This window comes from Microcoleus sp. Pol8_D6 (assembly GCF_036700965.1).
Lineage (GTDB): Bacteria > Cyanobacteriota > Cyanobacteriia > Cyanobacteriales > Microcoleaceae > Microcoleus.
On sequence record NZ_JAUBPW010000016.1, the window covers coordinates 79,229 to 99,337 of the forward strand.

Genomic DNA, 20,109 nt, shown 5'->3' on the forward strand with positions numbered 1-20,109 from the left:
ATGATGCGATTGATTTTGTACAGCAAACCCGGATGCCACTTGTGCGAAGGGTTGCAAGAAAAACTCGAACAGATTGAAAGCGTCAAGTTTCAACTCGAAGTCAGAGATATTACTGAACGCGAGGACTGGTTTCAAGCTTATCAGTACGAAGTTCCAGTTTTGTTTAAAGTGCAGCCTCAGTCAAAAAATTCTACTGGCGAGGCTGCATTCTCCGCTGAAGAACTGTTACCCCGTCCTTCTCCCCGCTGTAGTGTCGCCCAATTGGAGCAAATGTTACAGAAATATTTGCAAATCGATCCGTCACAATAATACGATTTACCCAAAAACTCAGGTTTTAATCCTGACCTCGGGGTGCTCAGTGTGCAGCTTAATCTAGGCCGATAGGTTTTACACCGCGCATAAAAAAAACCTAGGGTTTGCACCGCGCACAGTAAAAATCTGTAGATTGTGGCTCAAACAATGTGTTCCGACAGTCATATTCAAGACATTCAAGCGAGGAGTTTTTCAGATGAAATTGAGAGAATTATTAGCAGCAGTTCCCAGCATTTCCTTTGACGCGCAACATCCCGCCCTCGATGCCGAAGTCAAGGGTTTATCCACTAATTCCCACGCTTGTCAGGCGGGCGATTTGTTTTTGGGAATGCCGGGAACTCGGGTTGATGGGGGAGATTTTTGGCAAAGTGCGATCGAATCTGGTGCAGTTGCCGCCATAATTTCCACCCAAGCAGCCGAGAAAACACCCTCCGAAGACGGGGGTAGTTGCGTCATCGCAGCAGCCGATATGGCTCAAGTTTGCGGTCAAATAGCAACTGCTTTTTACGGCAATCCAGCTAGCAAATTAAAACTTGTCGGCGTTACCGGGACTAACGGCAAAACTACAACCACTCATTTAATCGAATTTCTGCTCAATCAAATGCAGTTGCCGACGGCTATTTTCGGCACGCTTTACACTCGCTGGCCGGGCTTCCAACAAACTGCACTTTACACCACACCTTTTGCAGTTGACCTGCAAAAGCAATTAGCAGAAGCCGTAGTCGCCGGATGCAAAAACGGGGTGATGGAAGTCAGTTCCCACGCTTTAGCGCAACAGCGAGTTTTGGGCTGTAGTTTTGAAGTTGCTGTCTTTACAAATTTGACTCAAGACCATCTCGATTATCACCGTGATATGGAAGATTATTTTGAGGCTAAATCGCTTTTATTCGGTTCTAATTACCTCGCTAATCGCGCTGTAATTAATATTGACGACCCCTACGGGCAGCGGATATTTGAGATCCTAAAATCTGACCAAGTTTGGAGTTACAGCACTGTTCTGAAAACGGCAGATTTGTATGCTTTTGATTTGGAGTATCAGCCGAACGGAGTTAAGGGAATGCTGCACACTCCCAAGGGCGAAACTGCTTTTTCTTTGCCTTTAGTCGGTCAGTTCAATTTATCAAATATGTTGGCTGCTGTCGGTGCTGTTTTAGAATTGGGTTTAGATTTGTCTGCAATTGTGGATAAATTATCGCAGTTTTCGGGAGTTCCGGGACGGATGGAACGGGTGCAAATTAGTCCCGACCAAGATATTAGCGTTATTGTGGATTACGCGCACACTCCAGACAGTTTGGAGAATTTATTGAAGGCGTCGCGGCCGTTTATTCCGGGTCAAATGATTTGTGTGTTTGGCTGCGGTGGCGATCGCGATCGCACTAAGCGCCCGATCATGGGTAAAATTGTTGCAGAATTAGCCGATTTAGCTGTTGTTACTTCCGACAATCCGCGGACGGAAAATCCCGATCGCATTTTGGAGGATGTTTTAGCAGGAATTCCCGCCGCCGTAAAGCCGATCGTGATGTGCGATCGAGCCGCTGCAATTCGCACTGCTATTATGGATGCTAAACCCGGAGATGGCGTGCTGATTGCAGGGAAAGGACACGAAGATTATCAAATTTTTGGCACCGAAAAAGTCCATTTTGACGATCGAGAACAAGCGCGAGATGCCTTGAAAGCCAGAATGAATTCAGTTAAGTAAATTCGGTTAACTGTTAACGGTTAACCGAATTCGGTTAACCGTTAACGCTTAGCTGTTCGCGGGCTGCGAAATTTGTTATATTTTTAAGTATTAAGACGAAGCAAGAATCTGATTTGCACTAGATTATAATAGTAATACAAAATATTTTAACAGCAAAATAATTATTGTTATGATAGAATTAACTGGCTATCAAATTCTCGCTCGAATTTATTCAGGCACTCGCACCCTAGTTTATCGCGGAATTCGCCTCTGCGACCAAAAATCGGTCGCCATCAAAGTCTTGCGAAACGAGTATCCCAGCTTCAGCGAACTCTTGCATTTTCGCAATCAATACACGATCGCCAAAAACCTGAATTTGCCCGGCATCATCGAAACCTACAGCTTGGAACCCTACCGGAACGGCTATGCCCTGATTGTGGAAGACTTCGGGGGAATTTCTCTGAAGGAATGGACGGGAAAAGGAAAAACCGTGCCATCTCTGGTAGATTTTTTCCAAATTGCGATCGACCTAAGCAACACATTAGATATACTGTACCGCCACCGCATCATTCACAAAGATATTAAACCCGCCAATATTTTAATAAATCCTGAGACAAAACAAGTCAAACTCATCGACTTTAGTATTGCATCTTTGCTGCCGCGAGAAACTCAAATAGTGATGAGTCCCAACGTAATTGAAGGAACACTTAGCTATATATCTCCCGAACAAACAGGAAGGATGAATCGCGGCCTTGACTACCGCACAGATTTTTATTCATTAGGTGTAACCTTTTACGAACTGCTGACAGGAAAATTGCCATTTCAAGCCAGCGATCCAATGGAATTGATCCACTGTCATATTGCCCAGCACCCGCCATCTATACGTGAAATTAATCCCAAAATTCCCCTTGTCCTCTCGGAGATTGTCAGCAAATTGATGGCCAAAAATGCCGAAACTCGATATCAGAGTGCATTAGGGTTGAAAGCCGATTTAAAAACTTGTTTGCAACAACTCAATGAGACAGGTAAAATTGAGAGCTTTGCCATTGGGCGGCGAGATTTTTGCGCTCGCTTTATCATACCCGAAAAACTCTACGGCAGAGCAACCGAAGTCGCTGCATTATTAGCAGCATTCGATCGAGTAGCAAACCCCTCTAACTCCCCTTCCCAAGAAGCACCTGGCAAGGAGAGAAACCAGGGAAAAGAAGACTCAACCCTTACTAAGGGGGGCTGGGGGGACTCGAAGTTATCCCGCAGCGAAATGATGCTAGTTGCCGGATTTTCCGGCATTGGGAAAACCGCTGTAGTCAACGAAATTCACAAACCCATAGTTCGGCAACGCGGTTATTTTATTAAAGGCAAATACGACCAATTTCAACGCAACATTCCCTTTAGTGCTTTTGTGCAAGCCTTCCGAGATTTAATGGATCAATTACTCTCAGAAAGCGACGCTCAGCTAGAACGATGGCAAAGGAAAATTATCAAGGCTCTTGGCGAAAACGGTCAAGTTATTGTAGAAGTGATTCCCGAACTGGAACGAATTATTGGGAAACAACAGCCTGTCTCTGAACTTTCGGGAAGTGCCGCCGAAAATCGTTTCAATTTACTATTTCAAAAATTTATCTCTGTCTTTGCCACCAAAGAACATCCCTTAGTGATTTTTTTGGATGATTTGCAATGGTCAGATTCAGCATCCCTGAAGCTTTTGCAAGTGTTGATGAGTGAAAAAAACAGTCAGAATTTGCTGGTAATTGGGGCATATCGAGATAACGAAGTATCTCCGGCTCATCCATTTATGTTGGCAGTAGCAGAGATAGAAAAATCCCAAGTAACGGTAAATACTATTACCTTGGAACCTCTGAGTCAAGTCGATATTAACGATTTGATAGCAGATACGCTCTCGTGCGAGATCCTTCTTGCTCAGCCATTAACCGAGTTAGTTTATCAAAAAACCAAAGGCAATCCATTTTTTGCCACGCAATTTCTCAGGGCGCTACAGGAAGATGGGCTGATTGCGTTTAACCCCACCCCCCTCCTTACCGAGGGGGGAGAGAAAGGGGTAACAGAGGGGTGGCAGTGCGATATTGCCAAAGTCAAAGCCCTAACTATTACCGATGATGTAGTGGAGTTTATGGCGGTGCAATTGCAGAAGTTGCCACCAGAAACTCAGGATGTGCTGAAGTTGGCTGCGTGCATTGGAGCGCAGTTTGATTTGAATACATTGGCGGTAGTCAGCGAGAAGTCGCCGGAAGAAACTGCTGCGGATTTGTGGAAATCCTTGCAAGAAGGATTCATCTTACCAACGAGTGAAATTTACAAGTTTTATATAGGAAAAGAAGAGCGGAGCACCAGCCCCGCATTGCCAACAACACCCGCTCAATTACCTCACTACAAGTTTCTCCACGATCGGGTTCAGCAAGCTGCTTATTCCTTAATTCCTGATGACCAAAAGCAAGCCACCCATCTCAAAATAGGACAGTTACTTCTTCCCAATTTCTCAGAAGTTGAAAGAGGAGAAGAAGTGTTCGATATTATTAATCATTTTATCCTTAGTTCGGAGCTAATAACGCACCAAGAAGAACGAACAAAGCTTGCTAAAATTAGCCTCTTTGCAGGGCAGAGAGCCAAACTCTCAACAGCGTATGAATCGGCGACAAAATATCTCGCTTTCGGGTTAAGTTTCCTACCCAGAAATAAATGGGAATGTGCCTATAAATTAACATTTACAATGTATTTAGAAAGCCTTGAGTCTGAGTTTTTGGCAGGAAATTTTGAACAAGCTGAAGAGTTGATACAAATCGCTTTTAATTCTGCCCAATTTAGTTTAGATCGAACAAAAATTATTGCAATCCAGCTAACTCATTATCAAAATAAGGCTTTGTATCAAAAGGCGATTCAGGTAGGAATCGAAGGGCTAAAACTGTTAGGCTTAGAACTAGCCATTATGCCAAATGAAGCAGAGTTAGAAGGGATGGCTTTGGAAGTTAAAAAAACCTTAAATCAGCGCGCAGTTGCACGACTAATCGACGCACCACTCCTTGTCGATGAAGAACGCCAGATGCTGATTAAACTGCTAATGAACATGGTACCGCCCACTTACCTAACTAATCAGGAGTTGTTAGTGTTGGTTGTGTTACACATGACCAATCTCTGTTTGCAATACGGGAATACAAATGTGGCGGGTTTTGTTTATGTTTGGTATGGAACAATTCTCTGCCAACGCTTTCAAGACTATGAACTGGGCTATGAGTTTGGACTTTTAGGGTTGAAGGTGAATGAAAAATTTCATAACACCACCCTGAATGGCAAAATTTATATGTCGTTTGGCAACTTTATCAACCATTGGCGCAAGCACGTCAGTTCCAATCTTGTTCTGCAACAAGCTGCTTATCAGGGGGCAATGGAGGTAGGGGATTTTTCTTGGTGTCATCACAGTGCTCTGTTCAGTTTTTGGCAGCAGGCGATCGTCTCAAGCGATATTCACATTTTGCTGGCTCGACATGAAAAGTACATCAGCTTTGCGGAGCGGACTGAGATTACGACAGCATTTGCCCTAATTCTTCAGTGCAAGCTCCTAGAGAATTTGCAAGGGCTAACGATAGGGAAGTATAGCCTTAGCTCTGAAACATTTGATGAAGAGTCGGCGCTAGCAACGTTCAATGAAATTGGCTATGGCTATGGCAGTAGTACATACTATTTCGCTAAAGCCTTTTTGTTTTTCACTTATGGTGAGTATACTAAGGCTTATGAAATGTTAGTAGCCGCGGCAGAGTTTTCTAATGCACTATATGGACAATTTCAACGTGTTCTGCATTGTTTTTATCAGTCTTTGACTGTCTTGCAACTTTATGGGGAAGCACCGGAAAAAAAACCACAAGATTATCAAGAAGTTGTTCAGAATAATCGGCAACAACTTCAAATTTGGGCACACAACTGTCCTGAAAACTGTTTGTCCAAATTTCTGCTTTTAGAGGCGGAGATGGCTCGTGTTGCTGAAGAAAAATGGCCGGCTGCTGAGTTGTACGATCGCGCCATTCAACTGGCTAAAGACAACCAATTCCTCAACGAGGAAGCCTTAGCCCACGAACTCGCCGCTAAATTCTACCTCGGCTGGGGCAAAGAAAAAGTCGCTGCTGGCTATATGCAGGAAGCCTACTATTGTTACGCCCGCTGGGGAGCAAAAGCCAAAACCGATGACCTAGAAAAACGTTATCCCGATCTGCTGCGCCCCATCTTACAACAGTCCGCCCAACCCGTCACTATTTTAGAAACCCTATCCACCCTCACCAATCCCACCTACTCAATTCATTCGAGTACCTACCACACTACCTCAAGCACCTCCATCAACCATGCTCTAGATTTTACGACCCTGCTGCAAATCTCCCAAATGATCTCCAGCACGATCGACCTGGAGGAGTTGCTGCAAATTGTCACCCAAACCATGTTACAAAATTCGGGAGCCGATCGCTGTGCACTGATGCTCTGCCAAGATCAACAATGGCAAGTGCGGGCGATAGCTACGTGGGAAAACATGAGCCTGCAAAAGGAACCCCTAGAGAATAATCCCACCGTTCCTGTTAAATTAATCCAGTATGTCAAAAACACCCTAGCAGCAGTTGTCATCGATCACGCCAAAACTGATCTGCCTGTGATTGACGATTATTTAGACCACCACCAACCAGAGAGTTTGCTGGGTTTGCCAATTCTAAATCAGGGGAATTTGGTCGGCATTTTGTATCTAGAAAATCGGATAACCAGCGGGGTGTTTAGTCGCGATCGCCTCCTAGTGCTGAATTTTCTCTCTAGTCAAGCCGCGATCGCTCTGGAGAATGCCCGTCTCTATCACCAAGTGCAGCAGACTTTGAATGAACTTCAGCAAACTCAGATGCAAATGATCCAAAGTGAAAAGATGTCAGCATTAGGTAATCTAGTGGCGGGGGTTGCCCATGAAATCAACAACCCCGTTGGTTTCATTGCCGGCAACATTAATGAAGCTCATGCTGGAGTCCAAGACTTAATTGATTATTTGCGCCTCTATCAAGAAAAATTTCCGCAATCCGAAGCAGAATTGATTAAGAAAGCCGAGGCAATAGATTTAGATTATCTAGTAGAAGATTTACCCAAAATGTTGAGTTCCATGAAAATAGGATGCGAGCGCATCAAAAACATCAGCACCTCCCTCCGCACTTTCTCTCGCGCCGATACAGCTCATAAAGTTGAGGCCAATATCCACGAAGGTCTCAATAGCACTTTGATGATTTTACGGCATCGCCTGAAAGCGAACGACAAGCATCCTGAAATTAAAATCATTAAAGAGTACGGCAATATTCCCCAAGTCAAATGTTATTTGGGACAATTAAACCAGGTATTTATGAATTTGTTAGCAAATGCGATCGATGCCTTAGAAGAATCAAATCAAGGACGAAGTTTTGCCGAAATTAAAGCCCATCCCAATCACATCACTATTCGGACAAAAGTAGAAAGTGAAAAGGTAAAAATTTCCATCGCCGATAACGGAAAAGGAATGTCAGAAGAAGTGAAAAATCATATCTTCGACCATCTATTTACCACTAAAGATGTGGGCAAAGGAACTGGGTTAGGACTGGCGATCGCACGTCAAATTGTAGAAGAAAAACACGGCGGAAAACTGAGTTGTTTTTCTTCACCTGGAGAAGGAACGGAGTTTGTCCTTGAGATTTTAATTGATTAATGGTTAGTTGTCCCTTGTTAGTTGTCCGTTGTTGACCGATATTATTGAGATCTCTCTTCTCTTCCTCTGCGTTCTCTGCGTTCTCTGCGGTTAAATCCTTCCGATGCAACCGCAATTGATAGGACAACCAACAACTGACAACCAACAACGGACAACTGACTATTGCAGCGGCAAAAATACCGTCATCACCTCGCCCTTTTGGGGCCGCTGGCGAATTACCAACTTCCCGCCAGCAGCCCGAAATAAATTCTTAGTCACGCTCAAATTTAAACTCAAACTTCCTGTCTCCGGCTGCACCATCAACAAAGGCCCGATCGATCGCAAAGGAGCATTCGCACTAGCTGCAAAAGTCGATGCGACATTACCTTCAGGTAGGTGTTCCGATTCCAACTGCAACTTTAACTGATTGCCCGCTAATGTCACCTCCACCTGAATGCGACTTCCGGAAGGCAAAGTTCGAGTAAAATTCTCAATCAAATTAGTTAAAACCTGATCCAGCATCGTCGGATCGCTGACTACCGCCGGCAACTTTTTCGGCACAATCACTTCCAAAGTGTGGTTTCGCACAGTCGCCTGTTTTTGCCAGCGGGGAATGCTATTTTGTAGCACTTCACCGAGGGACATTGCTGTTAGCTGCACGCCAGAATTTTTAGCTTGCGACATTTCCAATTCCACGGCGCGGAAAATTAAACCGAAACGATCGATCTGAGTGGTGCACTCAGCATCAATCATTTCCAAACGATTGACCACCACCGCATCGAGTTTGGGTCGCTTCAGCAGCAGCCGAGTCAGCGTGCGAATGGTAGCCAAAGGAGTGCGGACTTCATGGGCGATCGCCTGTAGCAATTCCACCTCTTTAGTAGCTAGAGGCATGGGAGATTTGCAGTTGATATCTGTAGCCGATAACTTGTGATGTCTATGGTTCAAACCATCATCAATTCTTTCATCCTTTATCCTGCCTGCTTCATCTTTCCCAACCGGCAAATTATGCAACAGCAAGCGGCTGAACTGCATCACTGTTTGATAATTTGGCTCCACAGGCAAAAACTGCTCGAACAGCGCGTCTAATTTAGTAGAATTATTAGTTAATTTGCTAACTGGTAAATTAAAGCTACCGTCAGAATTGGCAAGCAAACATTCGCTTTCTGTCACCCTGCGCCGCAAAACTTCCCAAGCTTTGGCGACTACTTGCGGGTCGAAAGAAAATAGAAAAGCCGGAATTCCGGCAGAATTTTCACCCAAAACCATCACCAGGCTAAAACTAGCAGTTAAAACCAAACAAAACTGCTCATTGGCTAAGGGATCACCACTTGCCAAAGCCAAAGCCGGGGCCGCCGCAGGCACTGAGGTTTGCACATCAGCCGCCGGCATTAAAGCTAAAGTTTGTCTCGCCCGAAAAGACCACAAAGCTGCATCGTTGTCGGGAATACTGGTAAAAATCCAATTGGCAAAGCCGTTGGCCAAAGCGGGGTGAGTCAAAACCGAAGACGGGCCGGACAACACCAATCCCTGACAGGAATTGGAGATTGTCGATCGACAATTTGCTCGATCGGCATTTGTTTTTTGTCCTGCTTTTTGCCGATCGAGCATTTGATTCAAAGCTGCGATCGCCCCGTACCATTCCTGTTCAGCTTTCAGCCGAGAAGCCCCACGGCTTGCAGGACACCGATGGCGGTTGTTTTCTCCCGCCAACTTAGCATCAAAGAGACTGAGGTCATTTTCTTGGCCTTCGGAGGCTAAAATTTCGCTTATTGTCGGTAAAAAGTAAGTATTCACAGTTATAAACCCACCTTCGGAGGCATGAAGGGTGAAGTATTTATGTATAGGAAAGTTCAGGAGTTAGGAGTCAAGCACCAGCACGATCAAAAAATCCCGCATAATTTCTTGCGCCTTCCTCCTAACTCACAGGATATCCACATTTGTCAACTAACGATATTGGCAGAACCGTACCAATAAGTCGCAATCTCCGCGCTTGCGGCGGTATTTTGTACGATCGCCCTGACAAAAGTGCAAAATGAAGTAAGTTAAACACCGTGCTTTCCTTATGCCCACCTCGATCGCCGACTCGAAAAATCTGCTGTCAGACTTAATGGCACGCTACCGTCACCAAGTCGATTATCTGGCAATTCGACTGGAAGAAGCCGAAGGCACCGACATCCTGCTGCGGGGCGAAAAAATTGAAACCCTCAGCGAAGGAGTCTCAATTGGCGGCCAAGTCAGAGCTTGTCACAAAGGCGGCTGGGGCTTTGCCAGTTTTAACCGACTTTCCACCCTCGCCGAAAGAATCGAAGAAGCCATCGCCGCGGCAAAACTGATCGGCGAAGAAGAAACGATCCTGGCCCCAGTCACCCCAGTACAAGACATTTGCTTGCTGCCGCTGACAGGAACAGACCCCCGTCTGGTTCCCCTAATTGACAAAAAGCAATTGTGCGATCGCTACGCGGCTATTCTCCGCAGCATTGACCCCCGCATCGCCACAATCTCCGTGCGCTACGGCGACAGCACCCAGCGCATCATCCTCGCCACCTCCGAAGGCACCATGCTCGAACAAGGTTGGGCAGACATGGAAATGCGCTTTGCCGCCACAGCCCGCAGCGGGGAAACCGTACAAACTGGCCGAGAAACCACTGGTTCCCGCAAAGCTTACGAAGACTTAACCGAGCTTGATGTTCAAGTTCGCAGCGCCGCCCAGCGCGCTGTAGATTCCCTAGCCTTACCCCCCGTCCAAGGCAACACCTACACCGTCGTCATCGACCCAATTTTGACCGGATTATTCGTCCACGAAGCCTTCGGGCATCTTTCCGAAGCGGACATGGCCTACGAAAATCCCGACATTTTGGAAATTATGACCCTCGGCCGCCAGTTCGGTCCCAAAAACTTGCAAATTTTCGATGGTGCAGCGCCAGAGGGACACCGGGGCAGCTATTTTTACGACGATGAAGGGACTCCGGCGACTACTACTCAGTTAATTAAAGACGGCGCTTTAGTCGGGCGGCTGCACTCGCGGGAAACGGCGGGCAAGTTGGGAGAAACGCCTACTGGCAATGCTCGCTGTTTGAATTATCATTATCCGCCGATCGTCCGTATGACGAATACTTGGATCGAACGGGGTGACACGCCAGTTGCTGACTTATTTTCTGGTATCAAGGAAGGAGTTTATGCGCGCAATTGGCAAGGCGGCATGACTAACGGCGAAATGTTTACTTTCAGTGCCGGCGAAGCTTGGATGATCCGCGACGGAAAACTAGACAATCCGGTGCGGGATGTTACTCTTTCGGGTAATGTTTTCAGCACTCTAGCCGATATTGAGGCGATCGGCGACGATTTCTACTGGGATGAATCCGGTGGCTGCGGCAAAGCAGGACAAAGCGGTTTGCCCGTCGGCTGCGGCGGCCCGAGTTTGCGGATTCGCGATGTCGTTGTTGGTGGCGAAGCTGCAGAAGAAGATTAAAGCTGCAAAAGTTTAAAAAAAAAGGTAAAGCGCCAGATTCCTACTCGTGCTTTACCTTTCTTTATTTTTTGAGTGCAACATTTCCCGCCCGTTTGTGGTGTCTGATATTTTGACGATATTGGGCAAAAAAACCGGAATAGCCAAAAATTATGTCTTGAGTCGTCAAATACCGCTGAAAAATCGGTTTTTTGCTACGCAGTACGTAAGTCCCCAATTAATGGCTCGAAATTTTCAATTTTTCTCTTCTTCTCTCAATTTTATATTGTCCCATTCTCCCCCTAATTCCCTGCAATTATCGCTTTTTTCGGCTTTATCTCCCCTGGCCTCGTCCTGGTGGCGTATTATTATCTGGCTCTTTATCGTAAAAGGTCTGAGTGTCGGCTACGGCGGTTAAAATTTCGGGAGCAGAGTTGTCTTGAGCAAAAAAGGTCGATCGAGTTTCTAAGCTTTGAGCGTTAACTGCGGTACCACTCAGTAACAGGCTTGACATCAGGATGGAAGAGTAAACGCGCATCATAAATTTTGGTGTTTGTATTTTCTCCTCCTTGATACGCAGTCTGTACTCTGCTATCAGGATAAAAAAAATAATTGTGGCGAAATCATCAATTAGTAAGTGAGGACACCTGCAATTTTTTTGAGTTTTGGTTAAAAGCGGGTGAAATCCATCATCTAGATCCCTTGTTCGCGGATAATTTCTAGTTATCTGCTACTTACGGGCAACCAGCATAATTCAAGACTATGTTCAAAAAAATCATGCTACTCTTCTATGCTCGTCTTCCCAACCCTGGTAGTTATAAATCATTCCCCAATCTAAAATCTAAAATCTAAAAGGGTATCGCCCCTGGAAACCTCTTGAAACAGTCTCCCAACAAGGAAATAAAACGCCAATTGTAAAGTTTTACTACTTTTATGATTAACTTCATAATTTATTGAGGTGAAGCGGCAACCCTGGGATGAAAGACACAACAAGAGAGTACCGAGGCGCTCCATCCGCAGGTTACATATAAATATCTTGTTGAATGAGATTCCTTAAAGCGGGCAAGGCCTAATTTTCACATTAACTTCATAAATGGTTGCTATTGTATTTTTAAATAAATTGTGAACCTTTGATTTTTTCTGATCTTTTTTGATCTTGCTTTGTGACAAGAGGGCTTACGCGCCACTTTGAAGGAGGAGTCGAAAGCGGTTGGGAAAAAAGCCCGTTGACAAAACCGTGGATTCAATCTCAAATCTCAACTCTCAAATCGAACTGGCGCGCAGAAAGTAAAAAAAACTGGTTTTAAAACTCATATCGCGGATTCAATCTCAAATCTCAACTCTCAACGCGACTGACTTGCACATCTACCTGCAGGAATAGCGAGTCGAGCGTTGACGAGTTGTCCAAAATAACATCAGCTTGTTGACACTTTTGAGCCAGCGGCAACTGGGCGTTAATGCGGGCATTAGCTCGATCGTAATTCAAGCCGTCTCGCTGCATTAGTCGTTCTAACTGCACTTCGGGTGAACAGTACACCACCCAAATTTCGGTACACAAGTCAGTCATGTTAGCTTCAAACAGCAGCGGCACTACCAAAACCAAAGTCAAGGTGTCAGCCGGGGCGCAGAAACCGGCTTTTTTTTCAACAATACTCGGTTCTAGCTTTTGATGAGGGTGAAAAAAGCCGGTTTCTTGAGTCTTTGTACCTAAATTCTGTGTGTCCTGGGATACCGGACTCGATGCAGCAATGCAGCTTTGAGTTTCCTCAACTAATCGGCGGCGCACGTAAGGGTGAATCTGTTGTTCCAACCACTGCCGCTCGTCTGCGTTACAAAAAATAATACTTCCCAACTCTGGCCGATTTAAATTGCCATCCGGGAGCAAAATACTGGCACCGTATCGTTTTACAATAGAGTCAAGTATTGGCGAACCGGGGTTCACAGCTTCGCGGGCGTAAATATCGGCATCTAAAATCGGAAATCCACAGGCATCTCTCAGATAATTAGATATAGCAGTTTTACCGGTGGCGATGCCCCCAGTTAAACCAATCAGACGGACAATTCGATCGCTCATAATTTTCTCTGTTTAAAATTCCTGGGTTTCGACACTTACTGTCAGTCTTTGCTATGTTGGTGACACAATCAAATTTAGACTTAATATTTAAGATTTGTGATCGAGAGTTCGCGTTAGGAAGTGTCAGCATTGGGGTGCGATCGACTCTTTTTTACCTAAAATCTCAATTTTAAACTCGAATCAAGGTCTAGACCGAGGCAAACTTATGAATGCTCAACGTGCTGTGCGGTCGATTCTGGCAGCAATTCCCCTTGCTGGATTTTTGATAGTAGATTTTTTACCCAACCTGGTTTTCCTCAAAGAAAACAGCAGCGGATGGGTACTCGTGGGAATTTATCCCCAATCTCAAATTGCTGCGGCACAATCTATTACTCCAGCCCCAGACGGCACTGGAACCGCTGTCACCGCCCCAGGTACAGGGTCGCCTCCTCGCTACGACATTAAAGGCGGCACTACCTCCAGAGACGGAGCAAATTTGTTCCACAGTTTTACTCGGTTTAATCTGAATCCTGGCGAAACTGCCAATTTCATCTCCAACCCAAGCGTTAAAAATATCCTCGGCCGTGTTGTCGGCGGGGATGCTTCCTTAATTAACGGTTTAATTCAAGTTAGTGGCGGCAATTCTAATTTGTTGCTGATGAATCCCGCAGGGATTATTTTTGGAACGAATGCCCGACTCGATGTGTCCGGGTCTTTTTTTGCTACCACCGCTAGCGGTATCGGTTTTGACAACGGCTGGTTCAACGGTACTGGGGCGATCGACTACGCCGCCCTAGTCGGAACGCCGAATGCTTTTGTTTTTGGCTCACAGCCGGGAAGTATTGTCAATGCCGGTAACTTGGCTGTCGGCACGGGGCAAAATTTGACTTTGCTGGGCGGTACGGTCATCAGTACAGGGAAACTTTCAGCCCCAGGCGGTCAAATTACTGTGGCCGCTGTTCCGGGCGAAAATCTGGTGCGGTTCAGTCAAAACGGACTTTTGCTGAGTTTAGAAGTTTCTCCGGCTGCAGGAGTGTCGGGTTCCGAAGGTGTTCCCTTCTCTCCGCTGACTTTACCTCGGCTGCTTTCGGGTCCCGGCGTGGCTAACGCTACGGGTATAACTACGAACGCTCAAGGTGAAGTCGTACTCACAGGCGGTCAAACAGTGCCTGCAGGTGCTGGAACTGCGCTGGTAGCGGGTGCTGCGGACGTGTCTGCCAGGGGGAGCGCGGGAGGAAGCGTCAACGTGTTGGGTGACAAGGTAGGGCTGGTGGGAGCGAAGATTGAGGCTTCGGGGCCAGACGGCGGCGGAACGGTGCGGATCGGGGGAGATTACCGAGGCGAGGGAACTGTGCCGAATGCCAGGATGACTTACGTGGATGGCAAAAGTTCGATCGCCGCCAACGCAACTGAATCAGGCAACGGCGGCAGAGTTTTTGTCTGGGCTGACAACACAACAGCATTTTTGGGCAGCATTAGCGCAAATGGCGTTTCTGCAACGGCAACCGCAGGTGTTGGCGGGTTTGTGGAAGTTTCGGGCAAGCAAAGATTGATTTTTAACGGTACTGTTGATACCTCTGGGACAAACGGTTTGGGCACTTTGCTGTTAGATCCCGAAAATATTTTAATTACAGATTCCCCAGAAGCTGCGGGCGATGCGGCAATAATTGCCAACAATAATATTTTGTCAACAGGAACAGTACCAGGACAGGAAAACAATTCTGATCCTTCGCTGACAATTTCGGCTACAGCTTTGGAAAGTATGTCGGCGACGGCAAATGTGGTTCTCGAAGCGCTCAATGATATTACAATTGCTGATTTGGCGGACAATCAGTTGAGCTTTCAAGCAACTACTGGTTCGGTAACATTGAGAGCAGATGCCGATCGCAGTGGTGCGGGTGTTTTTTCGATGAATTCTGGAGATACAATTAGCACGGCTGGCGGTGCGATCGCCATTTCGGGAAGTCAAATTACAGCAGGCAATTTGTCGAGTAACGGCGGAAATATTAGTTTGACTAGTCCGGGTTCGACTGTTGCAAACAACATTTCTTCATCCAATCCCAGCAGCGGCAGCAGCGGGAATATTGTGCTCGAAAGCCTGAATGTAACGGCCCAAAAACTTGATGCCAGCGGCCGGGAAGCGACGGGAAATGTAACTGTGACGGCTCGGAATGTTCTCGGAGTTACCTCGATCGCCGGGGGTTCGGGAAACATTACTTTGACGGGTGATGAAATTAATTTTAAAGGCGACAAAAATTCAGTCAGCGGTACTGGCTTTTTGGTACTGCAACCTTGGAGTCCCGGTCAAAATATTGCGATCGGCGGTTCTGGAGATGTCGGTACTAATATTTATTTGAATCTGACGGCAAGCGACCTCGGAAGTTTGGAAAATGGGTTTGCTGGAATTACGATCGGCCGCAGCAACGGTATCGGTTCAATTCTGATTGCCAACGATTTCACATTTTATGATCCGCTAATTATTCAATCGCCAGCGGGTTTGGGAACAATCACTACCACAAATTCTTTGACAGCGGCCGACAATGCCTCAATTACTCTCAAAGCTGACGGCAATATCAGAACCGGAAATATCACTACCAACAATCAGGAAATTCGCATCGCCAGCACCGCAGGCAATGTCACAACCGGTCAGCTACGTACTGGAACTGCCCGCACCATCAACACTTCTGTCAATTCTGCCGAAGATATAGGCAATTCGGCGGGAGATGTTAGTGTTACTGCACAGGGTACGGTGACTGCAGGGGCGATCAACACGAGGGGCGATCGCGCGGGGAATGTGACGCTGACGGGGCGCAATGGAGTCACTGCAGGGGCGATCGAAGCTGGTGGCTCGAAAACACCGGGAGATATTACCCTGACGGGCAACGAAGTGGACTTGACGGGTGACAACAATGCGATCGCCAGTAACGGCAATCTGGTGGTGCAACCGGCTGATCCTAGTCAAAATATTATAATTCAAGGTTCTGGCGATACAGAAGCTCTGAACTTGACTGCTGCTGAATTGAACACTTTTCGGAATGGGTTTGCTTCGATCACTATCGGGCGCGCTGACGGTAGCGGTGCGATCTCGATTGGTTCTCCAACGCCAGATTCAACGCCAAATTCAACGCCACTGGCGTTGACATTTCAAGATCCGACGACGATCCGATCGCCCAATGGCGCAGGCGCGATCGTGGGAACGGGTGCGATCATCGGCACTGATAACGCCATGATCTCTCTGATGGGCGGTACTCTAGCCGTCGGAGACGTTACCTCGATTGCGGGGATTAACATCACTAGCACCCAAGGCAAGTTGACTACTGGTACGGTTTCATCTCGCTCAACTTCCGGGGTGGCGGGCCCTATCAATATTCGCAGCGCCGGTGCGGTAGAAACAGGCAACATCGATGCTTTTGGTGCCAGAGGCGGGGGAGATATTTCGATTGCGGCGCCGGGCCGGATAGTTACAGGGGTGATCAACTCGAGTTCGCAATCGGGAAGTGCCGGTTCGAGCCAAATTATCGGGCAGAAAGATGTTGAAGTTGTTTCGATCAAAGCTCGTGGCAATACGGGTGGCGATGTGGCAATCGAGGCTGGGGGAGCGTTTCGGACTCCGGGAACAGGAACTGCTGCTGAGCGCGCCGAGGTCAGCATTTCTACAGACGGGCTGGCTCAATCGGGTTCACAGACGTTGCTGCAAAGCACTTGCTCGTCTGGAACCTGCACGGTGGCGACTGTTGGGACTGGAAACTCGAAGTCGAACACTGCCACCTCTTCAACTGCGATCGGGCCGCTGGCGATCGTGCCGAGTCCGGCACCAACTACCAGCGTGGAACTGCAAACTACAGACAATTCTCAACAAATTGTGACTCAGGTGATTCTCGGCCCCACAGCCTCTGCGGCAAAGATCAGTACCACAAATGTCTCGCCAGAACCTGCTGCTGCGCCTGTTGAGGCTCAGTCTAACCAGACTGCGGCAGGTCCGGTACTAATGTCGCCGTCGGTGTTAAAAGGCAATTTGGGTACGCCTGTGGCGACAGAAAACGCCAGTGTGGCAACAACTCCACAGAAGCCGGCGAGTGCGGTGACAGCAGAAAGTATGGGGAATCTCAGGGTTCCTGAGATTTCTCGATCAAACTCGATCGCGCAAATAAATCCGATCGACGCAGTGCAGCAAAGGGATAGAACTCAAGGCCGGGAATTTGAACGTTACTTTGGGGGCACTGTCACTGAAAAGTCAGTTACGCAGAAAAGTATTCGAGATACTCTCAACAGCGTCAATCAGTTGACTGGGGTTAAACCCGCCATCCTTTACGTATGGGCAAAAGACAAACATTTAGAACTTGTGTTGTTATTGCCAGACGGCAAAAATGTTTTTAAAAGTGTGCCTGCAAGCCGCGAGACAGTCTTGCAAGTTGCTAAAGAATTCACTAATGCTATCAGAACTCCCAGGAGATTGAATGCTGCTGACTACAAGCAACCTGCCGAGGAACTTTACCAGTGGTTAATTGCACCGCTCCAACCGGAATTGGATGCTAACAAGATTGACACTTTGGCGTTTTCTATGGATGTCGGTTTGCGAACTTTGCCTTTGGCTGCTCTTTACGACGGCAAGCAGTTTTTGGTAGAAAAGTACAGTTTGGGGCTGATTCCGAGTTTGAGTTTAACTGATACTCGCTATGCCGATGTTAAGGGTTCTGAAGTGTTAGCGATGGGTGCATCGAATTTTCCCGCTAAATACGATCAAAATCCATTGCCTGCGGTGCCGTTGGAAATATCGACAATTGTGGGCAAGATTTGGCCAGGTTCGTCTTTTCTCAATGAAGCTTTTACTTTGGCAAATTTGAAGCAGAAGCGCAATCAATCGCAATACAAAATTATTCATTTAGCTACTCACGGCGATTTTCAACCTGGGGGTGCCCAAAATTCTTACATTCAGTTTTGGGATACTAAGTTGCGGTTGAATCAGTTGGATCAGTTGAAGTTATCTAACCCGCAGGTGGAGTTGTTGGTTTTGAGTGCGTGTACTACGGCGGTGGGAGACGAACAAGCTGAGTTGGGGTTTGCGGGGTTGGCGGTGCACGCGGGGGTAAAATCGGCTTTGGCGAGTTTGTGGTATGTCAGCGATGTCGGTACTTTGGGGCTGATGACTGAGTTTTACCAGCAGTTGCGTACAGCGCCGATTAAGGCGGAGGCTTTGCGGCAAGCGCAGTTGGCGATGTTGCGGGGTGAAGTGCGGTTGCAAGATGGTTATTTGGTACGATCAGGCAACAATCAAGCTCTGCCTTTGCCGTCGGAGTTGGCCGCCAGGGGCGATCGAAATTTGTCGCATCCTTATTATTGGGCTGCTTTTACAATGATCGGTTCGCCGTGGTAATTCTGAAGGAACAGGGTGCGATCGGCCAAAAAACCGGGAGAGAACAAGTCGCAAAACTCGGAGGATGGGAATACCTAAAAAAGTGCGGTAACTCACACTAGAGACCGCGATCTCAACATCTAAAAGGGGATAAAATGGCACAATAAAAATAAAAAAAACTCGACTCCTAGCGCCAGAAATATTGATCGTATAAACTCTTTACTAAAAACATTTAGTTCAAATAAAGTATGATAATTCGATAAAAAAATTTCGATTACGCAACAACAATCGCTCTTGATTATCAAGCCATAACGCTCGGCGCTGAGAATAAACTAATCGGGACCAACGCTTTCTCCGTTTTTCTCTAGCATTATTAAAAAAAATCATACGGCTCTAATGATGGATTAGAGGTAATAGAGCCAATCTTTTGGAAGTAGAGACAAAAACGATTGGTTTCTAACGGACGGCTGATTTGGGAAATCAACTGCCTCTCACCAGGTTGTCTAATTATATTAGTTCGTGATCGTCTCGACGATAAACATGAACACAGTTGCGACCTTTGCCTTTGGCAGCATAACAAGCTGCATCAGCCGCCCCCATAACCTCCATCAAATCAGGGCTGTCTTGGTTAATGGCAACAACTCCAATACTGACCCCGATGATAAAGGTTTTGCTATCCCAAATAAACCGAAACTGATGCACTAGGTCTTTGAGATTTTCCGCAATTAGAGCGGCTTTAGAGAGGGGACATTTAGTAAGTAAAAGACCAAATTCATCACCTCCCAAGCGAGCCAGTGTGTCATTAGCGCGGACTCCATTTTTTAAAAGTGTAGTGATTTGGCGCAGTAGCTCATCGCCAGCAATATGACCAGCGGTATCGTTAACGACTTTGAACTTATCTAAATCTAAATAACAGAGAGCGTGCTGCTGATTGCTATCTTGAATAGAAGCGATCGCCTCTATTAGTCGCTGCTCAAATTCTCGACGGTTGATTAAACCCGTCAGAGCATCGTGACTGGCTTGCCAAGAGAGTTGACGAGCAAGATTGCGCGCTTCGGTAACATCATGAAAGACGATGACTGCCCCGATAATTTGACCTTGGCAGTCTCGAATCGGTGCTGCTGAGTGTTCAATGGCATACTCCGTCCCATCGCGCGCAATCAGTTTAGTATGGTTAGCTAAGCCCACAATTCGCTTCTCCAACAGAGCCTTGTCGATCGGATTCTCTACTGGCTTTCGCGTTACTTCATTGACAATTTCAAAGACTGTAGACAGGGGTAGTCCCTGAGCCTCATGAGCCTTCCAGCCTGTTAGTTGCTCAGCGATAGGATTGAAAAATCGCACATTACCTTGAGCATTGGTAGTAATAACTGCATCACCAATCGATTGGAGAGTCACTTGAGCGAGTTCTTTTTCGGCAAAGAGGGACGCTTCGAGACGTTGGCGTTCTTCGATTTCTCTCAAGAGACGTAAATTCTGCTCTTGGAGGCTTTGTTGCAGGGTGCATCTCAGTTTTGCAAATACATCAAGTGGAAAGTTGACCATTGAGATAAGCACAGCGCAGAGAAAGGATAGA

At 46.7% G+C, this 20,109-nt stretch carries 9 protein-coding genes; 5 read left to right on the top strand and 4 right to left on the bottom strand.

Going from position 1 to position 20,109, the window contains the following annotated elements:
• The first annotated feature begins 3 nt into the window (after positions 1-3).
• From QUA10_RS09440 to QUA10_RS09450, 3 genes are all read left to right on the top strand, one after another.
• The gene (locus QUA10_RS09440; RefSeq protein ID WP_333082617.1) at positions 4-309 is read left to right on the top strand and encodes a glutaredoxin family protein; all 306 of its coding nucleotides are present in this window, start codon (positions 4-6) and stop codon (positions 307-309) included.
• Positions 310-508: 199 nt separating this feature from the next.
• Positions 509-2,011: a UDP-N-acetylmuramoyl-L-alanyl-D-glutamate--2,6-diaminopimelate ligase gene (locus QUA10_RS09445; RefSeq protein WP_333082605.1), complete on the top strand. Its 1,503-nt coding sequence runs from the start codon at positions 509-511 to the stop codon at positions 2,009-2,011.
• Positions 2,012-2,180: 169 nt separating this feature from the next.
• Positions 2,181-7,700 carry an AAA family ATPase gene (locus QUA10_RS09450; RefSeq protein WP_333082606.1) on the top strand — a complete coding sequence of 1,840 codons (5,520 nt, stop codon included), beginning with the start codon at positions 2,181-2,183 and terminating at the stop codon, positions 7,698-7,700.
• A 159-nt stretch (positions 7,701-7,859) separates the two neighbouring features.
• Here the strand turns inward: QUA10_RS09450 and QUA10_RS09455 are convergent, their stop codons facing one another.
• Entirely contained in the window at positions 7,860-9,476 is a 1,617-nt protein-coding gene (locus QUA10_RS09455; protein ID WP_333082607.1) for a HAMP domain-containing sensor histidine kinase, read from the bottom strand.
• 268 nt (positions 9,477-9,744) lie between these two features.
• Here QUA10_RS09455 and QUA10_RS09460 point away from each other — a divergent pair, with 268 nt between their 5' ends.
• Positions 9,745-11,151, top strand: coding sequence for a TldD/PmbA family protein (locus tag QUA10_RS09460; protein WP_333082608.1), 1,407 nt, complete (start codon positions 9,745-9,747; stop codon positions 11,149-11,151).
• Positions 11,152-11,461: 310 nt separating this feature from the next.
• Here QUA10_RS09460 and patX read toward each other — a convergent pair whose 3' ends face one another.
• Together patX and coaE are read right to left on the bottom strand one after the other, a co-directional pair.
• On the bottom strand, positions 11,462-11,668 hold the full coding sequence (gene patX / locus QUA10_RS09465; RefSeq protein WP_333082609.1) for a heterocyst-inhibiting protein PatX: 207 nt from the start codon (positions 11,666-11,668) through the stop codon (positions 11,462-11,464).
• A gap of 795 nt (positions 11,669-12,463) precedes the next feature.
• Complete coding sequence (coaE, locus tag QUA10_RS09470) at positions 12,464-13,201, bottom strand: dephospho-CoA kinase (protein ID WP_333082610.1); 738 nt, start codon at positions 13,199-13,201, stop codon at positions 12,464-12,466.
• A gap of 205 nt (positions 13,202-13,406) precedes the next feature.
• Here coaE and QUA10_RS09475 point away from each other — a divergent pair, with 205 nt between their 5' ends.
• Positions 13,407-18,554 (top strand): CHAT domain-containing protein, encoded by a 5,148-nt coding sequence (locus QUA10_RS09475; RefSeq protein ID WP_333082611.1) that lies wholly within the window; start codon positions 13,407-13,409, stop codon positions 18,552-18,554.
• A gap of 486 nt (positions 18,555-19,040) precedes the next feature.
• Here QUA10_RS09475 and QUA10_RS09480 read toward each other — a convergent pair.
• A partial coding sequence (locus tag QUA10_RS09480; protein WP_333082612.1) for a diguanylate cyclase occupies positions 19,041-20,109 on the bottom strand: 1,069 nt, incomplete at its 5' end.

Bases quoted from the DNA above. Each gene is read 5' to 3' on its own strand.
- QUA10_RS09450 (WP_333082606.1), top strand. From the start codon at position 2,181: ATGATAGAATTAACTGGCTATCAAATTCTCGCTCGAATTTATTCAGGC.
- patX (WP_333082609.1), bottom strand. From the start codon at position 11,668: ATGATGCGCGTTTACTCTTCCATCCTGATGTCAAGCCTGTTACTGAGT.
- QUA10_RS09445 (WP_333082605.1), top strand. From the start codon at position 509: ATGAAATTGAGAGAATTATTAGCAGCAGTTCCCAGCATTTCCTTTGAC.
- QUA10_RS09475 (WP_333082611.1), top strand. From the start codon at position 13,407: ATGAATGCTCAACGTGCTGTGCGGTCGATTCTGGCAGCAATTCCCCTT.
- coaE (WP_333082610.1), bottom strand. From the start codon at position 13,201: ATGAGCGATCGAATTGTCCGTCTGATTGGTTTAACTGGGGGCATCGCC.
- QUA10_RS09460 (WP_333082608.1), top strand. From the start codon at position 9,745: ATGCCCACCTCGATCGCCGACTCGAAAAATCTGCTGTCAGACTTAATG.
- QUA10_RS09440 (WP_333082617.1), top strand. From the start codon at position 4: ATGCGATTGATTTTGTACAGCAAACCCGGATGCCACTTGTGCGAAGGG.